20 protein-coding genes are annotated in these 24,751 nt (G+C 66.7%); 14 read left to right on the top strand and 6 right to left on the bottom strand.

Going from position 1 to position 24,751, the window contains the following annotated elements; all coding sequences use genetic code 11:
* The first annotated feature begins 67 nt into the window (after positions 1-67).
* Positions 68-1,441 (top strand): hypothetical protein, encoded by a 1,374-nt coding sequence (locus VIK36_RS12010; RefSeq protein ID WP_324642085.1) that lies wholly within the window; start codon positions 68-70, stop codon positions 1,439-1,441.
* A 16-nt stretch (positions 1,442-1,457) separates the two neighbouring features.
* Here the strand turns inward: VIK36_RS12010 and VIK36_RS12005 are convergent, their stop codons facing one another.
* Positions 1,458-2,213 carry a type 1 glutamine amidotransferase gene (locus VIK36_RS12005; protein WP_255172339.1) on the bottom strand — a complete coding sequence of 252 codons (756 nt, stop codon included), beginning with the start codon at positions 2,211-2,213 and terminating at the stop codon, positions 1,458-1,460.
* Entirely contained in the window at positions 2,210-3,502 is a 1,293-nt protein-coding gene (locus tag VIK36_RS12000) for a MurT ligase domain-containing protein (RefSeq protein WP_324642084.1), read from the bottom strand. Before VIK36_RS12000 ends, VIK36_RS12005 begins: the two co-directional genes overlap by 4 nt.
* 90 nt (positions 3,503-3,592) lie before the next feature.
* Here VIK36_RS12000 and pdxT point away from each other — a divergent pair, with 90 nt between their 5' ends.
* From pdxT to VIK36_RS11955, 9 genes are all read left to right on the top strand, one after another.
* Positions 3,593-4,303: a pyridoxal 5'-phosphate synthase glutaminase subunit PdxT gene (pdxT, locus tag VIK36_RS11995; protein ID WP_324642083.1), complete on the top strand. Its 711-nt coding sequence runs from the start codon at positions 3,593-3,595 to the stop codon at positions 4,301-4,303.
* A 3-nt stretch (positions 4,304-4,306) separates the two neighbouring features.
* Complete coding sequence (locus VIK36_RS11990; RefSeq protein ID WP_324642082.1) at positions 4,307-5,062, top strand: YebC/PmpR family DNA-binding transcriptional regulator; 756 nt, start codon at positions 4,307-4,309, stop codon at positions 5,060-5,062.
* 68 nt (positions 5,063-5,130) lie between these two features.
* Positions 5,131-5,709, top strand: coding sequence for a crossover junction endodeoxyribonuclease RuvC (ruvC, locus tag VIK36_RS11985; RefSeq protein WP_255172336.1), 579 nt, complete (start codon positions 5,131-5,133; stop codon positions 5,707-5,709).
* Between the two features lie 90 nt (positions 5,710-5,799).
* Complete coding sequence (gene ruvA, locus VIK36_RS11980; protein ID WP_324642081.1) at positions 5,800-6,444, top strand: Holliday junction branch migration protein RuvA; 645 nt, start codon at positions 5,800-5,802, stop codon at positions 6,442-6,444.
* Complete coding sequence (gene ruvB, locus VIK36_RS11975) at positions 6,437-7,522, top strand: Holliday junction branch migration DNA helicase RuvB (protein ID WP_324642080.1); 1,086 nt, start codon at positions 6,437-6,439, stop codon at positions 7,520-7,522. The genes ruvA and ruvB overlap by 8 nt, the downstream gene beginning before the upstream one ends.
* Positions 7,523-7,732: 210 nt before the next feature.
* A complete protein-coding gene (gene yajC, locus VIK36_RS11970; RefSeq protein ID WP_324642079.1) occupies positions 7,733-8,140 on the top strand; it encodes a preprotein translocase subunit YajC in 408 nt (135 codons plus the stop codon).
* A gap of 100 nt (positions 8,141-8,240) precedes the next feature.
* Positions 8,241-9,998 (top strand): protein translocase subunit SecD, encoded by a 1,758-nt coding sequence (gene secD, locus VIK36_RS11965; protein WP_324642077.1) that lies wholly within the window; start codon positions 8,241-8,243, stop codon positions 9,996-9,998.
* A complete protein-coding gene (gene secF, locus VIK36_RS11960) occupies positions 9,998-11,014 on the top strand; it encodes a protein translocase subunit SecF (RefSeq protein WP_324642076.1) in 1,017 nt (338 codons plus the stop codon). Before secD ends, secF begins: the two co-directional genes overlap by 1 nt.
* Before the next feature lie 149 nt (positions 11,015-11,163).
* The gene (locus VIK36_RS11955; RefSeq protein WP_324642075.1) at positions 11,164-13,554 is read left to right on the top strand and encodes a bifunctional (p)ppGpp synthetase/guanosine-3',5'-bis(diphosphate) 3'-pyrophosphohydrolase; all 2,391 of its coding nucleotides are present in this window, start codon (positions 11,164-11,166) and stop codon (positions 13,552-13,554) included.
* 772 nt (positions 13,555-14,326) lie between these two features.
* Here the strand turns inward: VIK36_RS11955 and VIK36_RS11950 are convergent.
* Both VIK36_RS11950 and VIK36_RS11945 read right to left on the bottom strand, forming a co-directional pair.
* Positions 14,327-15,949, bottom strand: coding sequence for a DUF349 domain-containing protein (locus tag VIK36_RS11950; RefSeq protein WP_324642074.1), 1,623 nt, complete (start codon positions 15,947-15,949; stop codon positions 14,327-14,329).
* A 66-nt stretch (positions 15,950-16,015) separates the two neighbouring features.
* A complete protein-coding gene (locus VIK36_RS11945) occupies positions 16,016-16,834 on the bottom strand; it encodes a peptidylprolyl isomerase (protein WP_324642073.1) in 819 nt (272 codons plus the stop codon).
* A 228-nt stretch (positions 16,835-17,062) separates the two neighbouring features.
* On the opposite strand from VIK36_RS11945, the gene hisS reads away from it, so the two are divergent.
* A complete protein-coding gene (gene hisS, locus VIK36_RS11940) occupies positions 17,063-18,433 on the top strand; it encodes a histidine--tRNA ligase (protein WP_324642071.1) in 1,371 nt (456 codons plus the stop codon).
* Positions 18,434-18,442: 9 nt separating this feature from the next.
* Here hisS and VIK36_RS11935 read toward each other — a convergent pair whose 3' ends face one another.
* Positions 18,443-19,696, bottom strand: coding sequence for an APC family permease (locus tag VIK36_RS11935; protein WP_324642070.1), 1,254 nt, complete (start codon positions 19,694-19,696; stop codon positions 18,443-18,445).
* Positions 19,697-19,794: 98 nt separating this feature from the next.
* Here VIK36_RS11935 and aspS point away from each other — a divergent pair, with 98 nt between their 5' ends.
* Complete coding sequence (gene aspS / locus VIK36_RS11930; RefSeq protein ID WP_324642068.1) at positions 19,795-21,591, top strand: aspartate--tRNA ligase; 1,797 nt, start codon at positions 19,795-19,797, stop codon at positions 21,589-21,591.
* A gap of 138 nt (positions 21,592-21,729) precedes the next feature.
* On the top strand, positions 21,730-22,494 hold the full coding sequence (locus VIK36_RS11925; RefSeq protein ID WP_324645271.1) for a GNAT family N-acetyltransferase: 765 nt from the start codon (positions 21,730-21,732) through the stop codon (positions 22,492-22,494).
* Positions 22,495-22,511: 17 nt separating this feature from the next.
* On the opposite strand, the gene VIK36_RS11920 is transcribed toward VIK36_RS11925, so the two are convergent.
* Complete coding sequence (locus VIK36_RS11920; RefSeq protein ID WP_324642067.1) at positions 22,512-23,180, bottom strand: acVLRF1 family peptidyl-tRNA hydrolase; 669 nt, start codon at positions 23,178-23,180, stop codon at positions 22,512-22,514.
* Between the two features lie 63 nt (positions 23,181-23,243).
* Between VIK36_RS11920 and VIK36_RS11915 the strand changes: the two genes are divergently transcribed.
* Positions 23,244-24,713, top strand: a complete 1,470-nt coding sequence (locus VIK36_RS11915) for a replication-associated recombination protein A (RefSeq protein ID WP_324642066.1) — start codon at positions 23,244-23,246, stop codon at positions 24,711-24,713.
* Positions 24,714-24,751: the final 38 nt, after the last annotated feature.

The following is a 24,751-nucleotide window of genomic DNA, read 5'->3' as shown; positions in this document are numbered from 1 at the left end:
GGGCCCTATTCTGCGCGTCCCGCTGGGCACGCGTACGGGTTCGGCAGTGACGAAGGGGCCCTGGTCCATGAGCAAACGACGCACGACGCCGGCAGCCGCCTTCCTGGGCGTCCCGTTCCGGTGGGTGGGGCCCGGCGCTGTCACGGTCCTGGCGGCGGCATATGGCATTTTTTGGTATCTGGCGCGGCCGCAGGGCGAACCGGTCCTCAGGCACGTCGGCCAGCTGTTCGGCGGGGAGTCCGTGCTGCTGTATTCCATCGCACTTGTCCTGGTCAGCACACTCCCGCACGTTGAGCCGGTGTTCGGCGGCATTGACCACGCGGCGATCTGGCACCGCAGGGCCGCCGTGACCGCAACCGTCCTGTTGCTGCCGCACATAGAACTTGCGTCCAACCCGGAGGCAACCAGCGTGGGAAAAACACTGGCAGTGGTGGCCATTTCGGGACTTGCCGCACTGGTGGTGTGGGCGGTGCTGCCGCGTTGGCGGACAATGCTGCCGGCGCCCGTCCGCCGCGTGGTGCACGCCGCCCTGCAGACAAAGGGGGTCCGCCTGGTGGTGCGTCTGCTGGGTGGCTATGAGCGCTGGCGCGGCTTCCACCGACTCACAGGCTTGTTCGTGGCTGCCGGCTTCCTGCACGGACTGCTCGATGCCAGTGCGTTTGAAGCGGCGCCCGTCCTGCGGTGGAGCTATGTGGCCATCGGCGGAACGGGCCTGGCGTTCTACGTTTACCGGGAGCTGCTGGCGCGCCGTTTCCTGCCCCATCACGACTACCAGGTTGCAGGGGTCCGCCCGGTTGCGGCGGACCTGGTGGAGGTGGCACTCCGTCCCCTGGGCCGCCCCCTGGATTTCAAACCCGGCCAGTTCGCCATGGTTTACCTCGAAACGGTGGATGGCTGGCAGCGGCACCCCTTTTCCATTTCCGGGCCCGCACAGGAGGGCGGCATCAGCATTACGGTCAAGGCGCTGGGTGACCACACCACAAGGCTTCCCGACGTGGTCCAGCCAGGCATGCCGGCCGTGGTGGGCGGCCCCTACGGCCGCTTTGACCGGCACAAGGGCACTGCCCACCAGGTCTGGATCGCCGGCGGTGTGGGAATCACACCCTTCCTCAGCTGGCTGCGGTCGCTGGACGCAGACCCGGGCAGCGGGCTGCAGGAAGATGTCGATTTCTTCGTTACCTCAGCTGGCCCTTCGCCTTTTGCCGATGAAATCACCGCCATCGCCAGGAACCACCCGCGGCTCAAGGTCCATGTGCTGGACACCGAAAGGGACGGGCGGCTGACCCCGGCCGCGGTCATGGCCGCAGTGGGCACCGAGCCGCGCCTGCTGTCAGTTTTCATGGGTGGGCCCGACGCCATGCTCCGGCAGTTCCGTAAAGCCTTCCGGGCAGCGGGTGTCCGCAGGCTCAACATCCACCGGGAGTACTTCCAGTGGCGGTGATTCAGGCGATCGCAGTTCAGCGGGGCCGGCGGGCGGCGTGCTCCCGTGCCAGGACCGCGTAGGCGTCGTCGGGGGTACCGGGGGAGAAGCTGCCGAACTTGCGCTCTGCGGCCGTGCGGATGAGGTAATCGGCAATGGCCGGGTTCTTGGGAAGCAGCGAGCCGTGCAGGTAGCTGGCAACGATGTTTCGGTACCGCGCCCCCTCATGGCCGTCGTTGCTGTTGTTGCCCGTTCCCTTGGCCACCGTCCCGAGCGGCCGCACACCGTTGCCCAGAGTGGTCTGGCCGCTGTGGTTCTCGTAACCGAGGACTTCGCCGAACTCGGTGGTTGAGACCTTCACGTTGCCGATCAGGCGTTCATCGGTGCCATGGGTTTCCACGTCCAGGACGCCGATTCCCGGGATGACAGTACCCGTCCGCGTCTTGAAGAACCGGCCAAAAAGCTGGTAGAGGCCGCAGATGACCAGCATGGGTGCGCCGTCCTCGGCCAACTCCTTAAGCTGGCCGGCCCGGGCCTGCAGGTCGTCCTGAATGACCAGCTGGCCACTGTCCTGGCCGCCTCCGCCCACAATGATGTCCACGTCTTCGGGAAAGGGATCGCCCACGTTGTACTCCAGCAGTTCGGGGGTGTACCCGTGCCATTGAATGCGGCGCTGCAGGACCAGGGCATTGCCCCAGTCGCCATAGATGTTCATGTCCCGCGGGTACAGCTGGACCACCCGGAGGGTGCCCTTGGACTGGTCGCCAGCTTCCGCTGCTTCTGCCGGACTCACGAGACAACCTCCACGGTGGTGATTTTGGACAGCTCGCGGCGGATGGCAAGCATGGCGGTGTAGGTGCAGAAGATCCGCTTGGGTTTGCCCTGCCCTTCCCGGATGAAGGCGGCAAGGGCGGCCGGAATATCGGTGTCCACGGCGCCAACGGGTACTTCGTCGTACTGCAGCCGCAGCGCCATGTCGTAGGCGCGCGACCCGGTCAGCACCTCCACCCCGTCCTCGCGAAGCGAATCGAATTCCACATCCCACAGCCAGGACATGTCCCGGCCGTCGGCGTAGTTGTCGTTGATGGCGATCATGGTGGCGTAGCCGGCAGCGGGGAAGGATTTCAGTCCCAGCCGGAAGCCGCTGGGGTTTTTGACCAGCACCAGGTCCAGGGGTTGGCCGTCCACCGTGAGGCTTTCGCCGCGGCCGAAGGCAGGGGCCACCTGGGACAGCGCCTGCAGCAGGGTCTCGTGGTTCGCGGTGGCGGCGCCGCCGCCGCATATGCTGCGGGCGAGGGTGAGCGCAGCGGCTGCATTGAAGATGTTGTAGACGCCGCGCAGCTTCATCGCCGTGGTGACCGTGCCGCCGTCGTACTCAAATTCGGCGCTGTCTGCGCCCACCTTGCGGAGGACGACGTCGGCCTGCGGCTTTGCGGGCAGGCCCGCCGGGGCGGGGCTGCCGGGAGCGGCACGCATGTCGTCATCGTTCGGGAAGGTGCCCAGCAGGGAATCGTCCAGGCCGAAGTACCTGACGTTCTGTCCCGTCAGCGTGTCCGCGATCCGGGCAACCCGCGGGTCCTCGCGGTTCAGGACCACCGTCCCCGTGGTTTTGGCGGCGATGTGCTGCAGGAGCTGTGCGGTCTTGTCGATTTCGCCGAAGCGGTCCAGCTGGTCGCGAAGCACATTCAGCAGCAGGCAGTACCGGGGCGGAACGCTGTTCACGAAGTGGACGGCGTGGGCCTCATCGAGTTCCAGGACGGCAACGTCTGCGTCCAGCCTGCCGCGCCAGTCCACCTCGCCCAGGAGGGCGGCTGCCACGCCCCGCGTGAAGTTGCTGCCGGTCCGGTTGGTGAAGACCTTCAGGCCCTGGCTTTCCAGGAGTTCGACCACCATTTTGGTGGTGGTGGTCTTTCCGTTGGTGCCGCTGACCACAGCCACGCCGTGGGGCAGGGTGGTGAGCGTCCGCCGCATGAAGCCGGGATCGATTTTCTCGACCACCAGCCCCGGAAGTGCGGACCCGCCGCCCCGCAGCCGGGATACCCTGCGGACCAGCTTGCCGAGCGGAACACTAAAGAAGACCATGTTTCGAATATATCCCAGCAGGGGCATGCAACCTTTGCCCGCCCCCGCCCCGCCGCACCGGGCGAAGGGTCGGGGCCGTATGCTGGAGGGATGACAAACCCCCCTTCTGCTGATCCTGCGCGCGTGGGCTCAGGCCTGCGGATCGGCGTCCTGGCCCTCCAGGGAGACTTTCGTGAGCACCTGCGTGCCGCGGAGGCCACCGGCGCGCAGGGCGTTGCCGTCCGCCGCCCGGAGGAGCTTGATGGCCTGGACGGCCTCATCATTCCCGGCGGCGAATCCACGGCCATCGACAAACTGGCGCGGGCCTTCGACCTTGCCGACCCGCTGCGCAAGTACATCGCCGAGGGCCTGCCCGTGTATGGCTCCTGCGCGGGAATGATCCTGCTCGCGGCGGACATCGCCGATCCGGCTACCGACTTGTCCGGCGCCCCCCAGCAAACGTTCGGCGGCCTGGACATCACCGTCCGCCGGAACGCCTTCGGCCGCCAGCGCGAATCCTTCGAAACCGACCTGGACTTTAAGGGGCTGGACTTCAGTGCCACCGAATCGGGCGTGGAACCTGTGCACGCCGTCTTCATCCGCGGGCCCTGGGTGGAACGTGTGGGACCGGACGTGGAGGTCCTGGCCCAGGTGGAACCGGCAGATCCCGGACAGGCGTCGCACGCCGTACCGCTGCCCGGGGCGGCTAGAATTGTCGCAGTGCGTTCCGGCCAGCTGCTGGCCACCTCCTTCCATCCGGAAGTGACCGGCGAGAAACGCGTACACGAACTTTTTATCCGAATGATCAGAGGAGAAGCGTAAAGCATGTCAGGCCACTCCAAATGGGCAACGACCAAGCACAAAAAGGCGATCATTGACAGCCGCCGCGCAAAGTCGTTCGCCAAGCTGATCAAGAACATCGAAGTTGCCGCCCGGATGGGCGGACCGGACCTCGCCGGCAACCCCGGCCTGGAACTTGCCGTGACCAAGGCCAAGAAGACCTCGGTTCCCAACGACAACATCGACCGCGCGATCAAGCGCGGCGCCGGCCTCACCGGCGAAGTGGTGGACTACACCGAGATCATGTACGAGGCCCGCGGCCCGCAGGGCTCGGCCCTGCTGATCGAGTGCCTCACGGACAACAAGAACCGCGCAGCATCCGAAGTCCGCCTGGCCATCTCCCGCAATGGCGGCACCATCGCCGACCCCGGCTCCGTGAGCTACCTCTTCACCCGCAAGGGCGTGGTCAACCTGCCCAAGAACGGCCTGAGCGAGGACGACGTCCTGATGGCCGTCCTGGAGGCGGGCGCGGAGGAAGTCAAGGACAACGGCGAGACCTTCGAGATCCACTCGGAACCCGGCGATCTCCAGGCCATCCGGGAGGCCCTGGCGGAAGCCGGCATTGAGTACGACACGGACGAAGTTGAATTCGTTCCCTCCATGCAGGTGGAACTCGACGTCGACGGCGCCCGCAAGTTCCTGAAGCTGGCGGACGCGCTTGAGGACCTCGACGACGTCCAGAACGTGTACAGCAACGCCGACCTCAGCGACGAAGTCCAGGCCGCCCTGGAATCAGAGTGACGTCCGGCCTTGCCAGCTAGACCGAAGCGGGAGCGCCAGCCGGGCCTGCCGCCCGCGGCGGGGCAGAAATGACGCTACGCGTCCTTGGTGTTGACCCAGGCCTGACCCGCTGCGGCATCGGCGTGGTGGATGTGGAACGCAACCGCCGGGCCAGCATGGTGGCGGTTGGCGTGGTGGGCACATCGCCGGACGAGACCCTTGACCGCCGCCTGCTGGTGATCGCCACGTCCATCGATGAGTGGCTGGACCGTTACGAGCCAGAGGTCCTCGCCGTCGAGCGCGTCTTCTCGCAGCTCAACGTCAGCACGGTGATGGGCGTCGCCCAGGCGTCCGGCGTGGTGATCGCGGCGGCGGCCCGCCGGGGAATCCCGGTGGCGTTGCATACGCCGTCGGAAGTTAAGGCCGCGGTGACCGGTAGCGGGTCCTCGAACAAGGACGCCGTGACCAAACTGGTGACCAAGATCCTCCGCCTTGACGCTCCGCCGCGTCCCGCCGACGCAGCCGATGCGCTGGCGCTGGCCATCACCCATGCGTGGCGGGCGGGCAGCGGCGCGGCCGTGGCCACCACCGGTCCCGGCAGCTCTTCCCTGACGCCGGCCCAGCGGGCATGGGCGGACGCAGAGGCGAAAGCGCGCCGTGCACGCTGATTGTCCCTGCCGCTTGCTAGGGTATTCGTAGATATGTTCGGATAGCCGGGCTCCCACTGTGGAGGCCCGCAGTACAACGGGAGCCCGGCCTTGATCAGTTTCCTCCGCGGAACCGTAGCGCACGTTGGCCTGTCAACGGCCGTGATTGACCTCAACGGTGCCGGGATGAGCGTCAACGCCACCCCGCAGACCCTGAGCCGGCTGCGCGTGGGGGACGAGGGCAAGCTGTTTACGTCCCTGATTGTCCGGGAGGATTCGCTCACCCTTTTTGGTTTTGCATCCGACGATGAACGTGAGGTTTTCGACGTCCTGCTGAGTGTCAGCGGGGTCGGCCCCCGTCTTGCCCTCGCAGTCCTGGCCGTCCACGACCCCGAAGCAATCAGGGTTGCGGCGCATACGGAGGACAGCAAGACCTTCACCAAGGTTCCCGGCATCGGGCCCAAGGTCGCCGGGCGGATCGTGCTGGAGCTGGCCGGAAAGCTGGTACCGCACGGAACTGCCGCACCTGCCGGCGCCGCCACCCCTGCCGAGGCCGCATGGAAGCCCCAGGTGGTGGCCGCCATGACCAGTTTGGGCTGGTCCGAGAAAGATGCCTCCGCCAGCATCGACAAAGCCCTGGCCGACGAGCCGGAAGTGTCCTTCCGCGGCAATGTGGCCGAAATCCTCCGCACCACCCTCCGGTGGCTGGGGCAGGACGGCGCGCGCGCCGGCAACCGCGTAGGCAGCCGTGGCTGAACCTTCATTGGTTGCCGCGGGGGAGGAGCCGGAGGAGCGGGCCATCGAGGCGGCGCTCCGGCCGAAAAACCTCGACGATTTCGTGGGCCAGCACCGGGTGCGCAAGCAGCTTTCGCTCGTGCTCCAGGCCTCCCGGATGCGCGGCCGCACGGCGGACCACGTGCTGTTCTCCGGGCCGCCTGGCCTCGGCAAAACCACCCTCGCCATGATCGTGGCGGCGGAAATGAACGCTCCGCTGCGCCTCAGCAGCGGGCCCGCCATCCAACACGCGGGCGACCTTGCGGCCATCCTGTCCTCGCTGTCCGAGGGCGAGGTCCTGTTCCTCGACGAGATCCACCGCATGTCCCGGCCCGCCGAGGAAATGCTGTACATGGCCATGGAGGACTTCCGCGTCGACATCGTGGTGGGCAAGGGTGCCGGTGCCACCGCCATTCCACTGGAGCTGCCGCCGTTCACCCTGGTGGGTGCCACCACCCGCGCCGGCCTGCTTCCGGGCCCACTGCGCGACCGGTTCGGCTTCACCGGGCACCTCGAGTTCTACTCCGTTCCGGAACTGGAACTGGTCCTGCGCCGTTCAGCCGGGTTGCTGGACCTGAAGGTCAACTCCGCCGGCTTCGCTGAAATTGCCGGCCGTTCACGCGGGACCCCCCGTATCGCCAACCGCCTGCTGCGCCGGGTCCGGGACTGGGCGCTGGTGCACGGTGTCGAACAAATCGATGCCAGGGCTGCGTCCGCCGCCCTTGACATGTACGAAGTGGACAAGAAAGGCCTTGACCGGCTGGACCGTGCTGTCCTCGATGCCCTCATCACCAAATTCGGCGGAGGCCCCGTCGGCCTGTCCACTCTGGCCATTGCCGTTGGCGAGGAAACCGAAACGGTGGAAACCGTGGCCGAACCCTTCCTGGTCCGGGAAGGGTTGCTGGGCCGCACACCCCGCGGAAGGATTGCCATGGCGCCGGCGTGGACGCATCTGGGCTACGCCATTCCGTCCGGTGTCTTCGCCCAGGAGCAACTGGACCTTTTCGAGCCCGGCGGGGACGCCGCGGCGGCGGGGGACTGGGCCCCGGAGAGCCAATAGCAGGCTCCGTTCAGCTTTTCCCTTTAGACTGGTATGACGCCCGGCACGTTCGGGTCTTTGTTTCGCGGGTGGCCCTGACGCCCCCGTCGCTTGGGGAAGGGAATGTCAGGCGTTCTGCCTGTGCCACCAACCGCCCCGGCTGAAGCGAAGCCGACGTCGCTGGAAAACCAGCAGCACCACGCAAAAGAACGGAATTCCCCCTTGGATCCAATGTCAATTCTCCTGTTCGTCATGCTCGGCGTGTTCATCTTCATGATGTTCCGCCGCAACAAGAAGACGCAGCAGCAGCAGGCAGAGCTCCAGTCGAAGTTTGCACCGGGCGTGGAGGTCATGACCAGCTTTGGCCTTTTCGGCCGGATCGTGGACATCGACGACGCCGAGAACAAGGTCACCCTTGAACTTTCCCCCGGCAACCTGGCCACCGTGCACCGCCAGGCAGTCACCAAGGTCGTCGAGCCTGCCGCGGAAGCCATTGCCGAGCCCGCCGCTGCTTCACCGGTGGTGCCGGATGACGCATCCTCACTCACCACGCCGGAAGCCGGAAGCACCGCTACGGGCGCCGAAACCCCGGAAGAAACCTTGAAGCGCCTCAACGACGAGGGCAAGAAGGACAGCTAGGCCCGCTGGCCCCTTTCCTCCCTCTACCGCTGCGGACGACCGCCGGCGCAGGTAACAACCCGCGCCGGCGGTTCTTCCGCGAATAAGAGAAAGATCGACAATGGCACGAACTGGCCGCAAGAAACCAGGGCTCCGCGTCCTGGTCTGGCTTGGCGTACTCCTGGCAGCGCTGACAGCCGTCCTGGCCGGCGGCACCGTCGCAGGGCACGCCAGCTGGGCACCCAAACTGGCCCTGGACCTTGAGGGCGGCACCCAGATGATCCTGGCGCCGAAGGTGGAGGGCGGTTCGGACATCAACGAACAGCAGCTCAACCAGGCCGTAGCGATCATCCGGCAGCGCGTTGACGGCTCCGGCGTCTCCGAAGCGGAAATCAGCACCCAGTCCGGGCGCAACGTGGTGGTCAGCCTTCCCGGCACGCCCTCCGCCGAGACCCGGAACCTGATCCAGGCTTCCGCGGACATGAACTTCCGCCCCGTCCTCCTCAACGGCGACGGCGCTCCGGTGCCGCCGGAGTCGCAAACGCCGGAGGACCAGCTGCCCAAACCGACAGCTGAGCCGGCCAACAGCAGTGATACGAACTGGATCACTCCGGAGATCTACAAGCAGTTCGAGGCGCTGGACTGCAACAGCCCCGCGGCCGAGAAATCCAAGCGGTCAGATCCCACCAAGCCTCTGGTGACCTGCGAACCTGCCACCGACAAGTCGCCTGCCATCAAGTACATCCTGGGTCCCGTGGAGGTGAAGGGCAGCAACATCGTCACCTCGTCCTTCCAGCTTCAGCAGGGTGCGCAGGGCGCCGTGACCAATGACTGGGCCGTCAACATCCAGTTCGACGCCGAAGGCACGGCCAAGTTCAAATCCGTCACCGAGCGCCTCAACCAGTTCTACGTGGCAGCCGGCGGCGAGTCCGGCACCGACCCCAAGTCCCAGTTCGCGATTGTGCTGGACGACCAGGTCATTTCCGCCCCGAGGTCACTGGCTGTCATCACCGACGGACGTCCGCAGATCACCGGCGGCTTCACCGAGCAGACCGCCAAGGCGCTGTCCGACCAGTTGAAGTTCGGTGCCCTTCCCATCAGCTTCGACATCCAGAGCGAGCAGCAGATCTCCGCAACGCTTGGTGGTGAACAGCTGCGCATGGGCCTGCTGGCCGGCCTGATCGGGCTCCTGCTCGTGGTGGTCTACTCGCTGTTCCAGTACCGCGCCCTGGGCTTCGTTACCATTGCCTCGCTGGTGGTGGCCGGTGCCCTGACGTACCTGGCCATCGCGATCCTGGGCTGGACGGAGAACTACCGGCTGTCCCTGGCAGGTGTTGCAGGCATTATCGTGGCCATCGGCCAGACCGCCGACTCCTTCATCGTCTACTTCGAGCGCATCCGCGACGAACTGCGCGAAGGCCGCGGCCTGGTGTCCGCCGTCGAAAACGGCTGGAAGCGCGCCAAGCGCACGGTCCTTGCCTCCAAAGCTGTCAACCTCCTGGCCGCCCTGGTCCTGTACTTCGTGGCCGTGGGCAACGTCCGTGGCTTTGCGTTTACGCTGGGCCTGACGGCCATCGCCGACCTCATCGTGGTGTTCATGTTCACCCACCCCACGCTGCAGCTGCTGGCACGCACCCGGTTCTTCGGTGAAGGCCACAAGTTCTCCGGCCTGGATCCTGAACGGCTGGGCGCCGTCCCTCTGTACCGCGGCGCGGGCCGGGTCCGCACTCCCGAGGACAAGCCCGTGGTGGTCCGTACCAAGAACACCGGCGCAGCGGCCGAGGCCGAGCGCCGCATGACCATCGCTGAACGGCGCCTGGCAGAGAAGCAGGAACAGCTGGCCGGCTCGTCCAAGACCTTCGCGAAGGAGAACAAGTAATGTCAGGCTTCGCTACGTTCGGCAACGAGCTCTACACCGGAAAGCGTTCCTACGACTTTGTAGGGGCAAAGAAGATCTGGTTCATCATCGCCGCGGTGGGAGTGGCGCTGTCCATCATCATCCCGGTGGCCAAGGGTGGCTTCAACCTCGGCATCGAATTCCGCGGCGGCTCCGAATTCACGGTTTCAAACGTCAAGACCACGGATGCCACCATCGGTGAAAAGGCGGTAACTGACGTGGTCGCCGGCAGTGTTCCGCGCGTTGCGAACGTGGCCGGCAACACCATGCGCATCCAGACGGACAAGCTGACCGACGATGAGACCCTTCGGATCAAGCAGGGCCTCACCGGCGCCTACGGTGTCACCGACAACGAGGTGACCTCCACGTTCGTTGGCCCCACCTGGGGTGCTGACGTGACCAAGCAGGCGCTGATCGGCCTGGTGGTGTTCGTGCTGCTCGCGGCCCTGCTGATGGCCCTGTACTTCCGGACCTGGAAGATGTCCCTCTCCGCGCTTGCCGGCATGGCCGTGACCATGTTCATCACGGCCGGTGTATATGCGCTGAGTGATTTTGAGGTCACACCGTCGGCCATCATCGGGTTCCTGACCGTCCTGAGCTACTCCCTGTATGACACCGTGGTGGTCTTCGACAAGATCCGGGAAAACACCACCGGAATCGACGCGTCTACTCGCCGGACGTTCGGTGAGGAAGTCAACCTTGCCGTCAACCAGACCCTGGTGCGTTCCATCAACACCATGATGGTGGCAATCCTCCCCGTGGGCGCCATCCTGTTCATCGGTGCAGGGCTCCTGGGTGCCGGAACGCTGCGCGACCTGTCCCTGGCCCTGTTCGTCGGGATCCTCATCGGCACCGCCGCGACCATCTTCGTCGCAGCTCCGATGTACGCCTGGCTCCGCCAGGGCGAACCGGACCTGGTCAAGCAGGCGCGGCGCGTCCAGCAGCGGCGTGCCGGTTCAACCGAACGGGCAGTTCCGGCATCGCCGGCTAAAGCCTGACCGGCCAGCCACAGGCCCTCGTCACTTCATCAAAGGCCGGGCAACGCACACTGTGCGTTGCCCGGCCTTCGGCTGTCCGCGCCCGGTTATAAAAGTGGCTGCCCGGGGGAATAGACTGGAGTAATTAAACGGTGGTGAGGGGTGCTTCATTGGAAGAACGTTCGGCGTCGGCGCCAACGGCAGAGGAAGAAAAAAGTCCTGCCGGTGTACAAGCCGGTGCGGCATCCTCCGCGCGCCCGGGGTCCCTGGTTCCTGTTGACAATTCGGGATCACGCGCAACGTTTCCCGGCCGGAGGGAGCGCACCCGGTCCCGCCTTGCCCGGCTGACCGGTCGTGGAGCAGCCACCTATTCGCCCATCCTTGAGCCGCTGCTTCGCACTGTCCGGGCCAACAATCCCAAAGAGGACTTCGACCTCATCCAGCGCGCCTTCGACGTAGCTGAGCGGAGCCACCGCGGACAGAAGCGCAAGAGTGGCGACCCGTACATTACCCATCCGGTGGCTGTGGCCACCATCCTCGCCGAGCTTGGCCTCAGCGGCACCACCCTGGCGGCGGCCCTGCTGCACGACACCGTCGAGGACACCCCGTACACCCTGGCGGACCTGAAGCGGGACTTCGGGCCGGAAGTGGCCATGCTGGTGGACGGCGTGACGAAACTGGACAAGGTCAGCTTCGGCGAGGCCGCCCAGTCGGAAACGGTCCGCAAGATGGTCGTGGCCATGGCCAAGGACATCCGCGTCCTCATGATCAAGCTGGCCGACCGGCTCCACAATGCCCGTACCTGGCGCTTCGTATCAGCCGAATCGTCTGCCCGCAAAGCCCGTGAAACCCTGGAAATCTTCGCCCCGCTGGCGCACCGGCTGGGCATGAACACCATCAAGTGGGAGCTCGAAGACCTGTCCTTCGCGGCCCTCTACCCCAAGGTGTACGAGGAAATCGTCAGGATGGTGGGGGACCGGACTCCCGAGCGGGAAAAGAGCCTGGGCGTCATCCGCGACCAGATCACCGAGGACCTGCGCGCGGCCAAGATCAAAGCCACGATTACCGGCCGGCCCAAGCACTACTACTCCATCTACCAAAAGATGATTGTCCGCGACAAGGACTTCGACGACATCAACGACCTCATGGGTGTCCGTGTCCTGGTGGACTCCGTCCGGGACTGCTACGCCGCCCTGGGCACCATGCATTCGCGCTGGAACCCCCTGCCCGGCAGGTTCAAGGACTACATCGCGATGCCCAAGTTCAACATGTACCAGTCCCTGCACACCACGGTGATCGGCCCCGGCGGCAAACCGGTAGAGATCCAGATCCGCACGCACGAGATGCACCGCCGGGCCGAGTATGGCGTGGCGGCCCACTGGAAGTACAAGGATCAGCCCAACCGCACCGCGGTGGGCCCCGGAAGCCCCCGCGACGGCGACATGGGATGGCTGCGCTCCCTGGTGGACTGGCAGCAGGAAACCTCTGATCCCGGCGAGTTCCTGGACTCGTTGCGCTTCGAGATCAACGCCCGCGAAGTGTTCGTCTTCACGCCCAAGGGTGAAGTCATGGCTCTGCCGGCAGGGTCAACGCCCGTGGACTTTGCCTACGCCGTGCACACGGAGGTAGGCCACCGCACCATTGGCGCCCGGGTCAACGGCAAGCTGGTCCCGCTCAACAGCGAGCTGAACCACGGCGACTGGGTGGAAATCTTCACCTCCAAAGCCGAGGGGGCCGGACCGAGCCAGGACTGGCAGCATTTCGTCAAGAGTGCCAGGGCACGCAACAAGATCCGCCAGTGGTTCAGCAAGGAACGCCGCGAAGAAGCCATTGACCGCGGCAAGGAGCTGTTGACGCGTGCCATGCGCAAACAGAACCTGCCACTGCAGCGGCTGATGACGCACGAGGCCCTGGCCGCCGTGGCCGAGGATTTCAAATACGCGGACATCTCCGGCCTCTACGCCGGCGTGGGCGACGGGCACACATCTGCCCAGTCGGTCATGGAAAAGCTGATCGAAAGCCTGGGCGGCAACGAGAGTGCCGATGATGACGTCGAAGAGGTCAGCATCCCCACCCAGGTCAGCAAGGTCCGCTTCTCCGACTCCGGTGTCGTGGTCCGCGGCGTGGGCGACGTCTGGGTGAAGCTGGCCCGCTGCTGTACGCCCGTTCCACCGGACCCGATCCTGGGCTTTGTGACCAGGGGATCCGGCGTCTCCGTGCACCGCACCGACTGCACCAATATCTCGGACCTGAAGGACCAGCCGGACCGGATCGTGGACGTGGACTGGGCGCCAACCCAGTCGAGCGTCTTCCTGGTGGAAATCCAGGTGGAGGCCCTGGACCGCAAATCACTGCTGTCTGACGTGACGCGGGTCCTTTCCGACAACCACGTCAATATCCTCGCTGCCAGCGTCCACACCTCCACGGACCGGGTGGCCATCTCTAAGTTCGCTTTCGAGATGGGCGATCCCAAGTACCTCAGCCACGTCCTGAGTGCCGTGCGCAGGATCGACGGGGTCTTCGACGTCTACCGCACCACCGGCAACAAACGCAGGAGCTAACAGGGCGAGCTTTTCCAGGGCAGCCCGTTTGTGGGGCACTCTGGGTGTTGCTTCGATGGCCCGCACCAGCAGCCGCAACTGCACGTCCAGTTGCGGGCGCGCCAGCAAGCCGGCGAGGGCCGGCACGGCACGCTCCGGTTCCACATGCAGGGCGATGTCAAGGGCGGTCCGCAAGGGGCTGGAAACCATCAGGCCACCCAGGCTGATCACATCGAACGGCCCCAACTTCACTTCGTGGAGCGTGCAGCCGCGGGTATTCCGCAGGCTGGATACCCGCCGCTTGGCATCTACCAGGAGCGCCAGTCTGTCTGGTTCCGCCGCGCAACCATAGATCCACGCCGCAGTCATCCGCCCCGCTACGACCCGTTGCCGGATGGCCGCCGGCACAGCGCCCGCGGCTGCCCTTGCCCGCAGCTGCGGGGACGCCGGCAACCCTGGAAGCGTGTAACCGTGTTGGTGGAACCGGGCCAGCAGCCCGTCGGCGGCCAGGGATTGGAGTTCCGGACCGGCGAAGGGGACCCCGGGTGCGTACAGCTCGGGAAAACGTGGCGCCGCGGCCGCCTCTGCTCCGCTCGCCGGGCAGCCCGGCCCCGGTGCGGAAGCGGAGGGTTCCCTTGCCGGTCCGGCGGCTGGGGATGCTGGTGGTGTGGCCATACCCCCATCCTGCCCGGACCGTGGTTAACGGGCACAGGCCCGGTCCGGGTTATGTGGATAACCGGGACCGGGCCTGTGTCCTTCAGCCCAAGCCAAAGAAGCTCAGCGGAAGAAGAGCTTAGGACAGCTCGCTGGCGGAACGCTGGAGCTGGTCGAGCCAGGCCTGGCGCGCCTCGAGGGCCTCGCGGGCAGCATTGATCTTGCGCTGGTCACCGCTCTTTTCGGCCTTCGCAAGGTCTTCCTGGAGCCCGGCAATGGCGGACTCCAGCTGCGAGAGTGCGCTGTTGGTGCGTGCCTTGCGTTCGGGGTTGGACCGCTGCCACTGCTCTTCCTCGGCGTGGCGGACAGCGTCTTCCACCTTCCGGAGCCCGGCTTCGATCCGGCCCATGTCCGCCCGGGGTACCTTGCCGGCCTCTTCCCAGCGGTCACGGACGGACTGGAGCGCCTTCTTGGCGGCTGCCAGGTCCTTCACCGGAAGGATGCCGTTGGCCTCGGCCAGCAGCGCCTCCTTCACCGTAAGGTTGGCGGCGTATTCCTGGTCAATTTCGTCATTGGCAGCCTGGCGCGAGGTGAAGAAGACGTCCTGCGCGGCGCGGAACCGGGCCCACAGCGCGTCGTCGTCCTTGCGGCTTGCCCGCGGCGATGCCTTCCACTGGTCCATCAGGCGGCGGTATTCGCCGGCGGCGTAGCCCCAGTCCGTGGACGTGGAAAGCGCCTCGGCCTCAGCGATCAGCTTTTCCTTGGCAGCCTTGGCCGCGGAATTGTTGCTGTCCAGCTGGGAGAAATAAGCCCGGCGGTGACGGTCGAAGACGGTGCGGGCGGCCCGGAAGCGCTTCCAGAGGGCGTCCTCGTTGCTGCGGCCCAGCCGCACGCCGCTCTTCTGGGCTGCCTTCCAGTTCTCGAAAAGCTCGTTCATCCGGGCGCTGGAGGTCTTCCACTGCGTCTGGGCGGGATCCTGGCCGGAAATCTGCTCTGCCTCGGTGACGATGGCCTCACGCGCTGCAAGCTCGGATGCGCGCACGGCATCGTGCTCGGCCTTCTCTGCCTTCTCCAGCTCGGTGATCTCGGCGGCGAGCTTGTCCAGGCGTGCCTCGGCTGCCCGCAGGTCCCCGACCATGTTCCGTTCGGCGAGCTGTTCACGCAGGTGCGTTACCGTCTTCTGCATGTCGGTGCTGGGAGCCTTGGAGGTGACGCGCTGTTCGAGGAGGACGATCTGCGCCACGACGTCGTCGTACTTCCGCGCGAAGTAGATCAGCGCCTCATCGCCGCTCACGCCGGGGTACTGTCCCACGGGGTGCTCGCCGCCGTCGATATTCAGGTAGACGTGGCCGTCCCCTTCCACCCGGCCCCACTTGGAGGCCTCGGCGACAGATGTGCTGGGCGCAGCGGGCACCGGTGCGGCGGCGGGAGCGGCGGCAGCGGGCTTGGGACGCGATGCAAAGGCAGCAGGCGACGGTGCTGACGGCCGGGGCCCGGGAGCGGCTGCGGCAGCAGGCACGGACGGTTCCGCAGCAGGGGCTGCCGCGGACTGGTCCTCCGCAGTGGCCTCCTCAACAGAGCCCACGTCAACAGTGCCCTCGTCAACAGGGCTCTCTTCAGCAGTGCCCTCCTCTGAAGCAGTTGCTTCGGGGGCCGCAGGTGCCTGCCCGGCCTGTGCAGCAGTATCGGCAGCGTCCTCGGCCGGAGCCGTTGGTTCGGTTACGCCTGTTGCTGTTTCGTCGGATTTCTGACTGTCTGTCACCGCTAAAAGTCTTTCGCTTGGAGGGAAATACTCACGTACTGCACCGCGGCCTTGCCGGCCCGGCTCCTACTTCAGAGAAAACGAGTCTATCGTGACTGGTTGTTTTGGTGCGCCGTCCGTGTCGCTGGCGCCTGGCGTGACGCCGGCGGCAGCAATGTTGGCCACCACATCAAGCCCCGAGGTCACCTTTCCCACCACGGTATAGCCCCCTGCCGCGTCTGCCGGAATTGCCGTGTCCTTGTAGACAATGAAGAACTGTGTCCCGTTGCCGTAGGCGTTGTTGCCGGTACGGGCCACGGCGATGGTGCCGGCAGGGTACATGTTGTCCGCCGGGGTGTTCTCCAGGGGGCCCCACGTGTAGTTGGGGTCGCCCTGGCCGTCGCCATTGGGTGAGCCGCACTGCAGCACGCCGAACCGGTCGGCGGTGGTGAGCCGGTGGCACGTCTTGCCGTTGAAATAGCCTTGGTCGCTGAGCGACTTGAAGACCGCGGCGGCCTGCGGAGCCTTGGTTCCATCCACCTCCACGCCGAGCGGGCTGCCGTTCAGCAGCAGCTGGCCCGTGAACGTCTTGCCCGCAGCGGTGTCTGCGGCCGGGATGTTCGGCCCGTTGGTTGCCGCAGCGGATGGAGTGGGGGAGGCGCTGGCCGAGGCGGACGGCTCCGTCAGGCCGGCCTGGGCGGCGGCATACTCGTCCTCGGTCGGGTTCCCGGCGAACGCCGTGAGTTGGAGGACGACGGCGAGCACTACGGCGGCGGTTCCCGCGCCGGCGGCCACGAGGTTGTCGCGTTTGCGCCGCTTCTCCTGGTCGCGCCGGAAGTCACGCTTGGCTTCCATTTGCAGGATGCGCCGTTTCGTTTCGCGGGCACTGCGTGAACTGGCCGGCAAGGGTCCTCCTCATCGTCGGGCTGCGGGTGTGCCGCGGTTGGCCGCGGCGCGCAGGAATCAGCGGCCAGTCCGTGCCGTCCGCCGTATTAGAGATGCACACGGAGGAACGCATAAACTGGCTGCCGCACATAGTTTATGCATGGCCTGCTGTGCTGCCGCCGTACGCCGTCTCTGAACGGTGTGGCCGGCAGTGCGCCACGCCTTCCATCCCTAAGGAGAACCTTCCCCATGGCACGCACCGCCTCCCTGTCCGGATTCCCCGAGTGGCTTCCCGAGGAGCGGCTGGTGGAGCTGCATGTGCTCGATACCCTGCGCAGGGTCTTTGAACTCCATGGTTTTGCCTCGATCGAAACCCGGGCTGTGGAGACGGTGGGCCAGCTGCTCCGCAAGGGCGAGATCGACAAGGAAGTGTACGGACTCAGCCGGCTCCAGGAGGATGAGAGCGACAATCCGGTGAAGGGCGGCAAAGCGGATCCCCACGCGCTGGCCCTGCATTTTGACCTGACGGTGCCGTTTGCCCGCTACGTCGTCGAAAACGCCGGCTATCTCGCCTTCCCGTTCCGCCGCTACCAGATCCAGAAGGTGTGGCGCGGCGAGCGGCCCCAGGAAGGCCGGGCCCGCGAGTTCACCCAGGCGGACATCGATGTGGTGGGCGACGGCGAGCTTCCCTTCCGTTACGACGTCGAGATTGCGCTGGTCATCGCCGAGGCCCTCAGCGCCCTGCCCATCCCCGACTTCCGCCTCCGGATCAACAACCGCAAGCTCGCCGAAGGCTTCTACCGCGGCATCGGCCTCGATGACACCGCAGGCGTGCTGCGCAGCATCGACAAGCTTGAAAAGATCGGCCCCGCCAAGGTGGCTGAACTGCTGAAGAGCGAACTGGGCGCTTCCGATGACCAGGCCGCCAAGGCGCTGCAGCTGGCAGCCATCCGCACGGAAGACACATCCTTCGTGGCACAGGTCCGGGCCCTCGACGTCACCAACGAGCTCCTGGATGAAGGCCTGGACGAACTGGAACAAGTCATCGATGCCGCCGTGCAGCGGGCGCCCGGCAAGGTGCTGGCCGACCTCAGCATCGCCCGCGGCCTGGACTATTACACCGGCACCGTGGTGGAAACCGTGCTGGTGGGCCACGAGCAGCTCGGGTCCATCTGCTCCGGCGGCCGGTACGATGCCCTGGCGTCCAAGGGCAACCGGAAGTTCCCGGGCGTCGGGCTGTCCATCGGCGTCACCCGTCTGGTTTCGCGGATCCTGAGCCAGGACCTGGCCAAGGCCTCCCGTTCGGTTCCCACGGCGGTGCTGGTGGCCCTGAACCACGACGACAGCTGGGGCGGCGCCCAGGACGTCGCCGCGCTCCTGCGCAGCAGGGGCATTCCCACTGAAGTTGCCGCCAAGGCAGAAAAGTTCGGCAAGCAGATCAAATTCGCGGACCGGCGGGGCATCCCGTTCGTCTGGTTCACCGACGACGACGGCACGCACCAGGTCAAGGACATCCGTACCGGCGAACAGGTGCTGGCGGCACCCGAAACCTGGATGCCGCCACTGGAGGACCTGACGGTGCAGGTGGAAACAACCGCCCCCGCAGCAGCATCCGTGTAGCCCGGGAACTCAGGGCTTGGGCTGGCGCTGCCGGAGGCGCAGCACCAGCCAGCGCCCGGCCACCCCCGCAGCGAGTACCGCGGCCATGGTCAGGACGGGCGCCGGCGGCAGGGTGAAGGCAAGGACGACGCAGCCCAGGAACCCCACGGCGTTCAGCCAGCGGGGAGCATAGCCGGGATGGGTCGTGAGGGCGAAGGCGGACGCGTTCGCCACGGCGTAATACACCAGTACGCCGAAGCTTGAGAAGCCCACCACCGTCATCACGTTGGTGGTCAGCAGGAGCAGGATGACGACGGCGGCCACGGCAAGTTCCGCCACGAACGGGACGGTGTGGGTGCCGCCTACCTTTGCCAGCGGACCCGGAAGATCGCGTTCCCGTGCCATGGCCAGGGTGGTCCGCCCCACGCCGGTGATGAGGGCTAGGAGGGCGCCCAGGCACGCGGCGGCTGCGCCCGCCTGCACCAGCGGCGCGGCAGGGGCAAGACGGGAATCCAATACTGCGTCCAGCAGGGGAGTTCCGGACGCGGCAAGCCGCTCTCCGAGATGGTTCAGCAGGAGCAGTGCCAGCAGCAGGTAGATGGCGAAAGCGGCTGCCAGGGCCGCCAGGATGGCCCGCGGGATGGCCCGTGTGGGGTCTTTGACCTCTTCACCCAGGGTGGCGATCCGGGCGTAGCCGGCAAAAGCGAAGAACATGAGCCCGGCTGCCGGCAGGACTCCCGCCGGGTTGCCGGACGGCGGCCCGGTCAGTTCCGCCGCGGCGTGCGGGCCCAGCCACGCGGCCACGGCGACGAAGACCAGCGTTGCCAGGACCATGCACAGCAGAATGCGTGTCAGCAGGGCGGTCCGGGTGATGCCGAGCAGGTTGACTCCGGTGAGCGCCACGACGGCGGCCACAGCAACCGGGACCGCATAATCCCGCGCCACGTAGCTGCCGAACGTCAACGCCATGGCTGCGCAGGACGCCGTCTTGCCTGTCACGAAACCCCAGCCTGCCAGGAAGCCCGGCCACTCGCCGAGCTGGTTCCGGCCGTACACATAAGTACCGCCGCTGGTGGGGTACTTGGCGGCGAGGGCGGCAGAGGCCACGGCGTTGCAGTACGCCACCGCTCCTGCGATCAGTACTGACAGGACCAGAAGATTCCCTGCCAGCGCCGCGGCCGGAGCGAACACCACAAACACGCCGGCGCCCAGCATGGAACCGAGTCCGATCGCGGTGGCATCAAAGGTCCCGAGCCTGCGCTGCAGCTGCTGCGGTTCGCTCATGCGGCGGCATTCCCTTTCCAGCGGGTAAACTCGAACGGGATCGTTCCCGCAACGATCATATTGAAACTTCCCACTGTTTTCCCGCAGAAAGGCGTGCTGTGCTGCGCACACATGACCTCGGATCCCTTCGTTCCGAGCACATTGGACAAACCGTAACCCTGGCCGGCTGGGTGGGCCGCCGTCGTGATCACGGTGGTGTGGCATTCGTTGACCTTCGCGACGCTTCCGGCGTGGCCCAGGTGGTGGTCCGCGAGGAAGAAGTGTTCCACGGACTGCGCAACGAGTACGTCCTTCAGGTCACGGGCACCGTATCCAAGCGTCCGGAGGGTAACGAGAATCCCGCCCTCGCGACCGGCGAGATCGAGGTCATTGCTGAGGACGTCACCATCCTCAACACCTCCGACCCCCTGCCGTTCCAGATTGACGAACACGTGGAAGTCGGCGAGGAAGCCCGCCTCAAGCACCGCTACCTTGACCTGCGACGCCCCGGCCCCAGCCGCAACCTGCGCCTCCGCTCCGAGGCCAACCGGGTGGCGCGCGACCTGCTCCACCAGGAGGGCTTCGTGGAGATTGAGACGCCCACGCTGACGCGTTCGACGCCGGAAGGCGCCCGTGACTTCCTGGTTCCGGCGCGCCTGGCCCCGGGTTCCTGGTACGCCCTCCCGCAGTCCCCGCAGCTTTTCAAGCAGCTGCTGCAGGTGGGCGGGTTCGAGAAGTACTACCAGATTGCACGCTGCTACCGCGACGAGGACTTCCGTGCGGACAGGCAGCCGGAATTCACCCAGCTGGACATCGAGGCCAGCTTCGTCGACCAGGACGACATCATCCGGCTGGGCGAAAACATCGTTAAGGCAGTGTGGCAGCTCATCGGAGCGGACATTCCGACGCCCATCCAGCGCATCACCTACGCCGACGCCATGGCCCGGTACGGCTCCGACAAGCCGGACCTTCGCTTCGGGCTGGAGCTGACCGAGCTCACCGATTTCTTCAAGGACACCAACTTCGGCGTCTTCAAGGCTCCCTACGTGGGTGCCGTGGTCATGCCCGGCGGCGCTTCCCAGGCACGCCGTGCCCTGGACGCGTGGCAGGAATGGGCCAAGCAGCGCGGCGCCAAGGGCCTTGCCTACGTCCTGTACAAGGAGGACGGCGAACTCGCCGGCCCCGTGGCGAAGAACCTCACCGAGTTCGAGCGTGCCGGCCTGGCCGACGCCGTGGGCGCGAAGCCCGGCGACTGCATCTTCTTCGCCGCGGGTGAAAAGACCCCCTCGCGCGCCCTGCTGGGTGCCGCCCGCGTGGAAATCGGCCACCGCACCGGCTTGATCGATCCCACAGACTGGGCTTTCTGCTGGGTTGTGGACGCACCCATGTTCGAGCCCGCCGCCGCTGCCGTTGCTTCCGGCGACGTTGCTGTCGGCGGAGGCCAGTGGACTGCCGTGCACCACGCCTTCACCTCACCCAAACCGGAATTCCTTGACACGTTCGACAAAGATCCCGAATCTGCGCTCTCCTACGCCTACGACATTGTCTGCAACGGCAACGAAATCGGCGGCGGTTCCATCCGTATCCACCAGCGTGACGTGCAGGAGCGCGTCTTTGAACTGATGGGCCTGGACAAGGAAGACGCCCAGACCAAGTTCGGATTCCTGCTGGAGGGCTTCAAGTACGGCGCACCCCCGCACGGCGGTATCGCGTTCGGCTGGGACCGCGTGGTGTCGCTGTTGGCAGGGGTGGAGTCCATCCGCGACGTCATCGCCTTCCCGAAGTCCGGTGGCGGCCACGACCCCCTCACGGAAGCACCGGCCCCCATCACGCCCCAGCAGCGCAAGGAGGCCGGCGTGGACTTCAAGCCGGAGGCCAGGAAGCCGGAAGTGAAGAAGCCCGAAGACAAGCAGTAGTGCACGGTTAGTGGCCCAAGGCCGCAATCATTGGAGGTTCCCCGGTCTGCCCGGGGGACCTCCTGCCGTTAAGGAAGGAACAGCCCCGTGACCACACCGAGCCGGGTCCACCCCGCACCCCTGGGCCTTGAAGCCGCCATGGACGCAGCATGGCCCGCACCGGACCGCCATGATGCCGGCGGCTGGACGTTTCGTGCGGCCGAAGGCGTCACCCAACGGGCCAACTCCATCTGGCCACGCAGTGAACAGTACGGTGGCGACCAGCGCAGCGACGACCTCCCGGGCCTGCTCAGGGAGGCCAAGGCCTGGTACCGCAGCCGCCGCCTCCCGGTCATCTTCCAGGTCTTCGACACCCCGGCAGCGTCCGGACTCCATGAGCTGCTGGACGCGGAGGGCTTCACCCGCCAGTCCGAGACCCTGGTCATGACCCGCAGCGCCATGGACGCCCCGATTCCCGCAGGCGCCACGCCGGCGGTGGAACTCTCCACGGAGCCGTCAGGGGAGTGGCTGCGGGTCTGGTGGGAGGTGGACGGCCGCGGCGGGGAGGACTCCCTGGCCGTCGCCGAAACCATCCTTAAGGGCTGTCCCTCCGTCTATGCCCTGGTGCGGGACCGCGATGGCAGGGCTTCCGCCGTCGGCCGCCTTGCCCTCCCGGGCGGCAGCGGGCAGGGCGGCCTGTATTGCATGGCTACCCTGCCCGCCGCCCGCCGCCAGGGCTTCGCGGCCGCCATCCTGCAATCGCTGCTGCGGGCAGGCAACGAGCGGGGCGTGGACGGCTTCTGGCTGCTGGTCACAGCGGCGAATCATGGCGCGCAGGAGCTTTACGCGAAAGCCGGCTTCCGTGAGGCCGGCCGCTACCTGTACCGGCAGGAACGCCCGCGGCGCGCCCCCACCGGCTGCTGACAACCAAGGACGGCGAGCTAACCTGCCGGATCGGTCACCGTGACCCGCACGGAGCAGGCATCTGCCGCGGCCTTCTTCAGCACGGCGGCACGGGGTTCGGCTACGTCCAGGTGGGGCAGGCGCGGCAGGCGCACGTAATCATGCAGGGCGGGGTCCTGGAGGACGAGGTCGGCCAGGGCCCTGTCGCCGCCCGGCACCACGTACTCGAAGGCGGCAGCGCGGAACACTTCCGCCGCCTGCTGTGCCACGGCTCCCACCAGGGCGTCCGCCTGGTTGGAGCGGCGGCGGGCAAACCGCTGCTGGGACTGGCCGCCGGCCGCCGTGCGGGACTGGACGTACCGGGTGCCGGCCTTGGACGCGAGCAGGGTGCCTTCGCTTGCCACCCCGATGCCGTATCCGCCCCGCCGCACCAGCAGCAGTCCCAGCCGGCGCGGCTGCGACGCAAGCGCAGCCAGCCGCTCCAGCGGTCCGGTTCCGCGTCCGGGGCGTCCGTCGGCCGGCCACGGCGCCTGCAGGAGCGCCTCGGTGCCGTCGGACGCCACGAGGCTGAGGCCGTCGTCGCCATCCTCCAGCCGGAAGCCGCCGTGGGAGCTGCCGAAGCGCTCCACCCAGCCGGGCAGCCGGGCACCGGACACGAACGCCGTCCGGACTGACGGCGGGGCACCGGGGGGACCTGGGGCGGACATGGCAGTCCCTTCGTATCGGGGGAGGGGGAAAAGCAGGTGGTGGACTGGAAGTAGCCTATCTATGTGGATGATCTCTTCGGGAACGGCCCAGAAAACGACGACGACGATCGTCCCGTCGCGGGGGAAAGCGCAGGTTCCCGGGGACAGGGTTCGCGGGGCAAGGGTTCGCCGCGCAGCCCGCTGGCTGTGCGCATGCGGCCCCGCACGCTGGACGAAGTGGTGGGCCAGCAGCACCTGCTTGGCCAGGGGTCGCCGCTGCGCCAGCTGGCAGCCGGGGCAGGCGCGGACGCCGCCGGTCCGGCCGGACCCAGCTCCCTGATCCTCTGGGGCCCTCCCGGTACCGGCAAGACCACCCTGGCGCACGTGATTGCGCGCGGACCCGGCCGGAAGTTCGTCGAGCTGTCCGCCATCACCGCCGGCGTCAAGGACGTCCGCCGTGTCATGGACGACGCCCTGACGGCCCGCGACCTGTACAAGACCACCACGGTGCTGTTCCTCGACGAAATCCACCGCTTCAACAAAGCCCAGCAGGATGCCCTGCTGCCCGGCGTCGAAAACCGCTGGGTGGTCCTGGTGGCTGCCACCACGGAAAACCCCTCCTTCTCGGTGGTCTCGCCCCTGCTGTCCCGCTCCCTGCTCCTCACCCTCAAGCCCCTGACCGATGCGGACATCGAGGGCCTCCTGGTAAGGGCCGTGGAGGATCCGCGGGGGCTGGGCGGCAAGGTCCGGCTCAGCGATGAAGCGCTGGAACACCTGGTCCGGCTGTCCGGCGGCGACGCCCGCCGCGCCCTTACCGCCCTGGAGGCCGCGGCCGGCGTCGCGTTCGGTGACGCGGACGACGTCGAACGTTCCGTGGGGGAGGAAGGCGCACCTTCCGCGCCGGGCACCGAAGAGCCGGTCACCGTGGAGCTGCGCCACACCGAGCGCGCCCTGGATGCCGCCGCCGTCCGCTATGACCGCGCGGGCGACCAGCACTACGACGTAACCAGCGCGTTCATCAAATCCATCAGGGGATCCGATGTGGACGCGGCCCTGCACTACCTCGCCCGGATGCTCGAGGCGGGGGAGGACCCCCGGTTCGTGGCCCGCCGGATCGTCATCTCCGCGGCGGAGGACGTGGGCATGGCGGACCCCACCGCGCTGCAGACCGCCGTGGCAGCAGCACAGGCGGTCCAGCTCATCGGTATGCCCGAAGGCCGGATCATCCTTGCCGAGGCCGTCGTCCACCTCGCCACCGCACCAAAGTCGAACGCCGCCTACATGGGCATCAACAAAGCGATCGCGGATGTGCGGGCGGGCCTCGGCGTCGGAATTCCCGCGCACCTGCGCGATGCCCACTATCCAGGCTCCAAGCAGCTGGGCCACGGCGTGGGCTACAAGTACGCCCACGACGCGCCGCACGCAGTGGCCACCCAGCAGTACCCGCCGGATGACCTGGTGGGCCGCGACTACTACCAGCCCACCGGCAACGGTGCCGAACGGGATATCGCCCAACGGCTGGAACGCCTGCGGAGGATTGTCCGGGGCAAGTAATGGCGTGGTAAGCTGAATCTTTGTCTGGCAAGGCGCGG

The sequence above is a fragment of the Pseudarthrobacter sp. LT1 genome (genome assembly GCF_035621795.1).
GTDB lineage: Bacteria > Actinomycetota > Actinomycetes > Actinomycetales > Micrococcaceae > Arthrobacter.
The sequence above is the reverse complement of the archived record's forward strand: the minus strand, read 5'-3'. Positions and strand labels throughout refer to the sequence as shown.

Excerpts from the sequence above, each read along its gene's own strand:
- VIK36_RS12010 (WP_324642085.1), top strand. The coding sequence starts at position 68 with ATGAGCAAACGACGCACGACGCCGGCAGCCGCCTTCCTGGGCGTCCCG.
- VIK36_RS12000 (WP_324642084.1), bottom strand. The coding sequence starts at position 3,502 with ATGGTCTTCTTTAGTGTTCCGCTCGGCAAGCTGGTCCGCAGGGTATCC.
- pdxT (WP_324642083.1), top strand. The coding sequence starts at position 3,593 with ATGACAAACCCCCCTTCTGCTGATCCTGCGCGCGTGGGCTCAGGCCTG.
- VIK36_RS11990 (WP_324642082.1), top strand. The coding sequence starts at position 4,307 with ATGTCAGGCCACTCCAAATGGGCAACGACCAAGCACAAAAAGGCGATC.
- ruvC (WP_255172336.1), top strand. The coding sequence starts at position 5,131 with ATGACGCTACGCGTCCTTGGTGTTGACCCAGGCCTGACCCGCTGCGGC.
- yajC (WP_324642079.1), top strand. The coding sequence starts at position 7,733 with ATGTCAATTCTCCTGTTCGTCATGCTCGGCGTGTTCATCTTCATGATG.
- secD (WP_324642077.1), top strand. The coding sequence starts at position 8,241 with ATGGCACGAACTGGCCGCAAGAAACCAGGGCTCCGCGTCCTGGTCTGG.
- secF (WP_324642076.1), top strand. The coding sequence starts at position 9,998 with ATGTCAGGCTTCGCTACGTTCGGCAACGAGCTCTACACCGGAAAGCGT.
- hisS (WP_324642071.1), top strand. The coding sequence starts at position 17,063 with ATGGCACGCACCGCCTCCCTGTCCGGATTCCCCGAGTGGCTTCCCGAG.
- VIK36_RS11935 (WP_324642070.1), bottom strand. The coding sequence starts at position 19,696 with ATGAGCGAACCGCAGCAGCTGCAGCGCAGGCTCGGGACCTTTGATGCC.
- VIK36_RS11925 (WP_324645271.1), top strand. The coding sequence starts at position 21,730 with ATGGACGCAGCATGGCCCGCACCGGACCGCCATGATGCCGGCGGCTGG.
- VIK36_RS11920 (WP_324642067.1), bottom strand. The coding sequence starts at position 23,180 with ATGTCCGCCCCAGGTCCCCCCGGTGCCCCGCCGTCAGTCCGGACGGCG.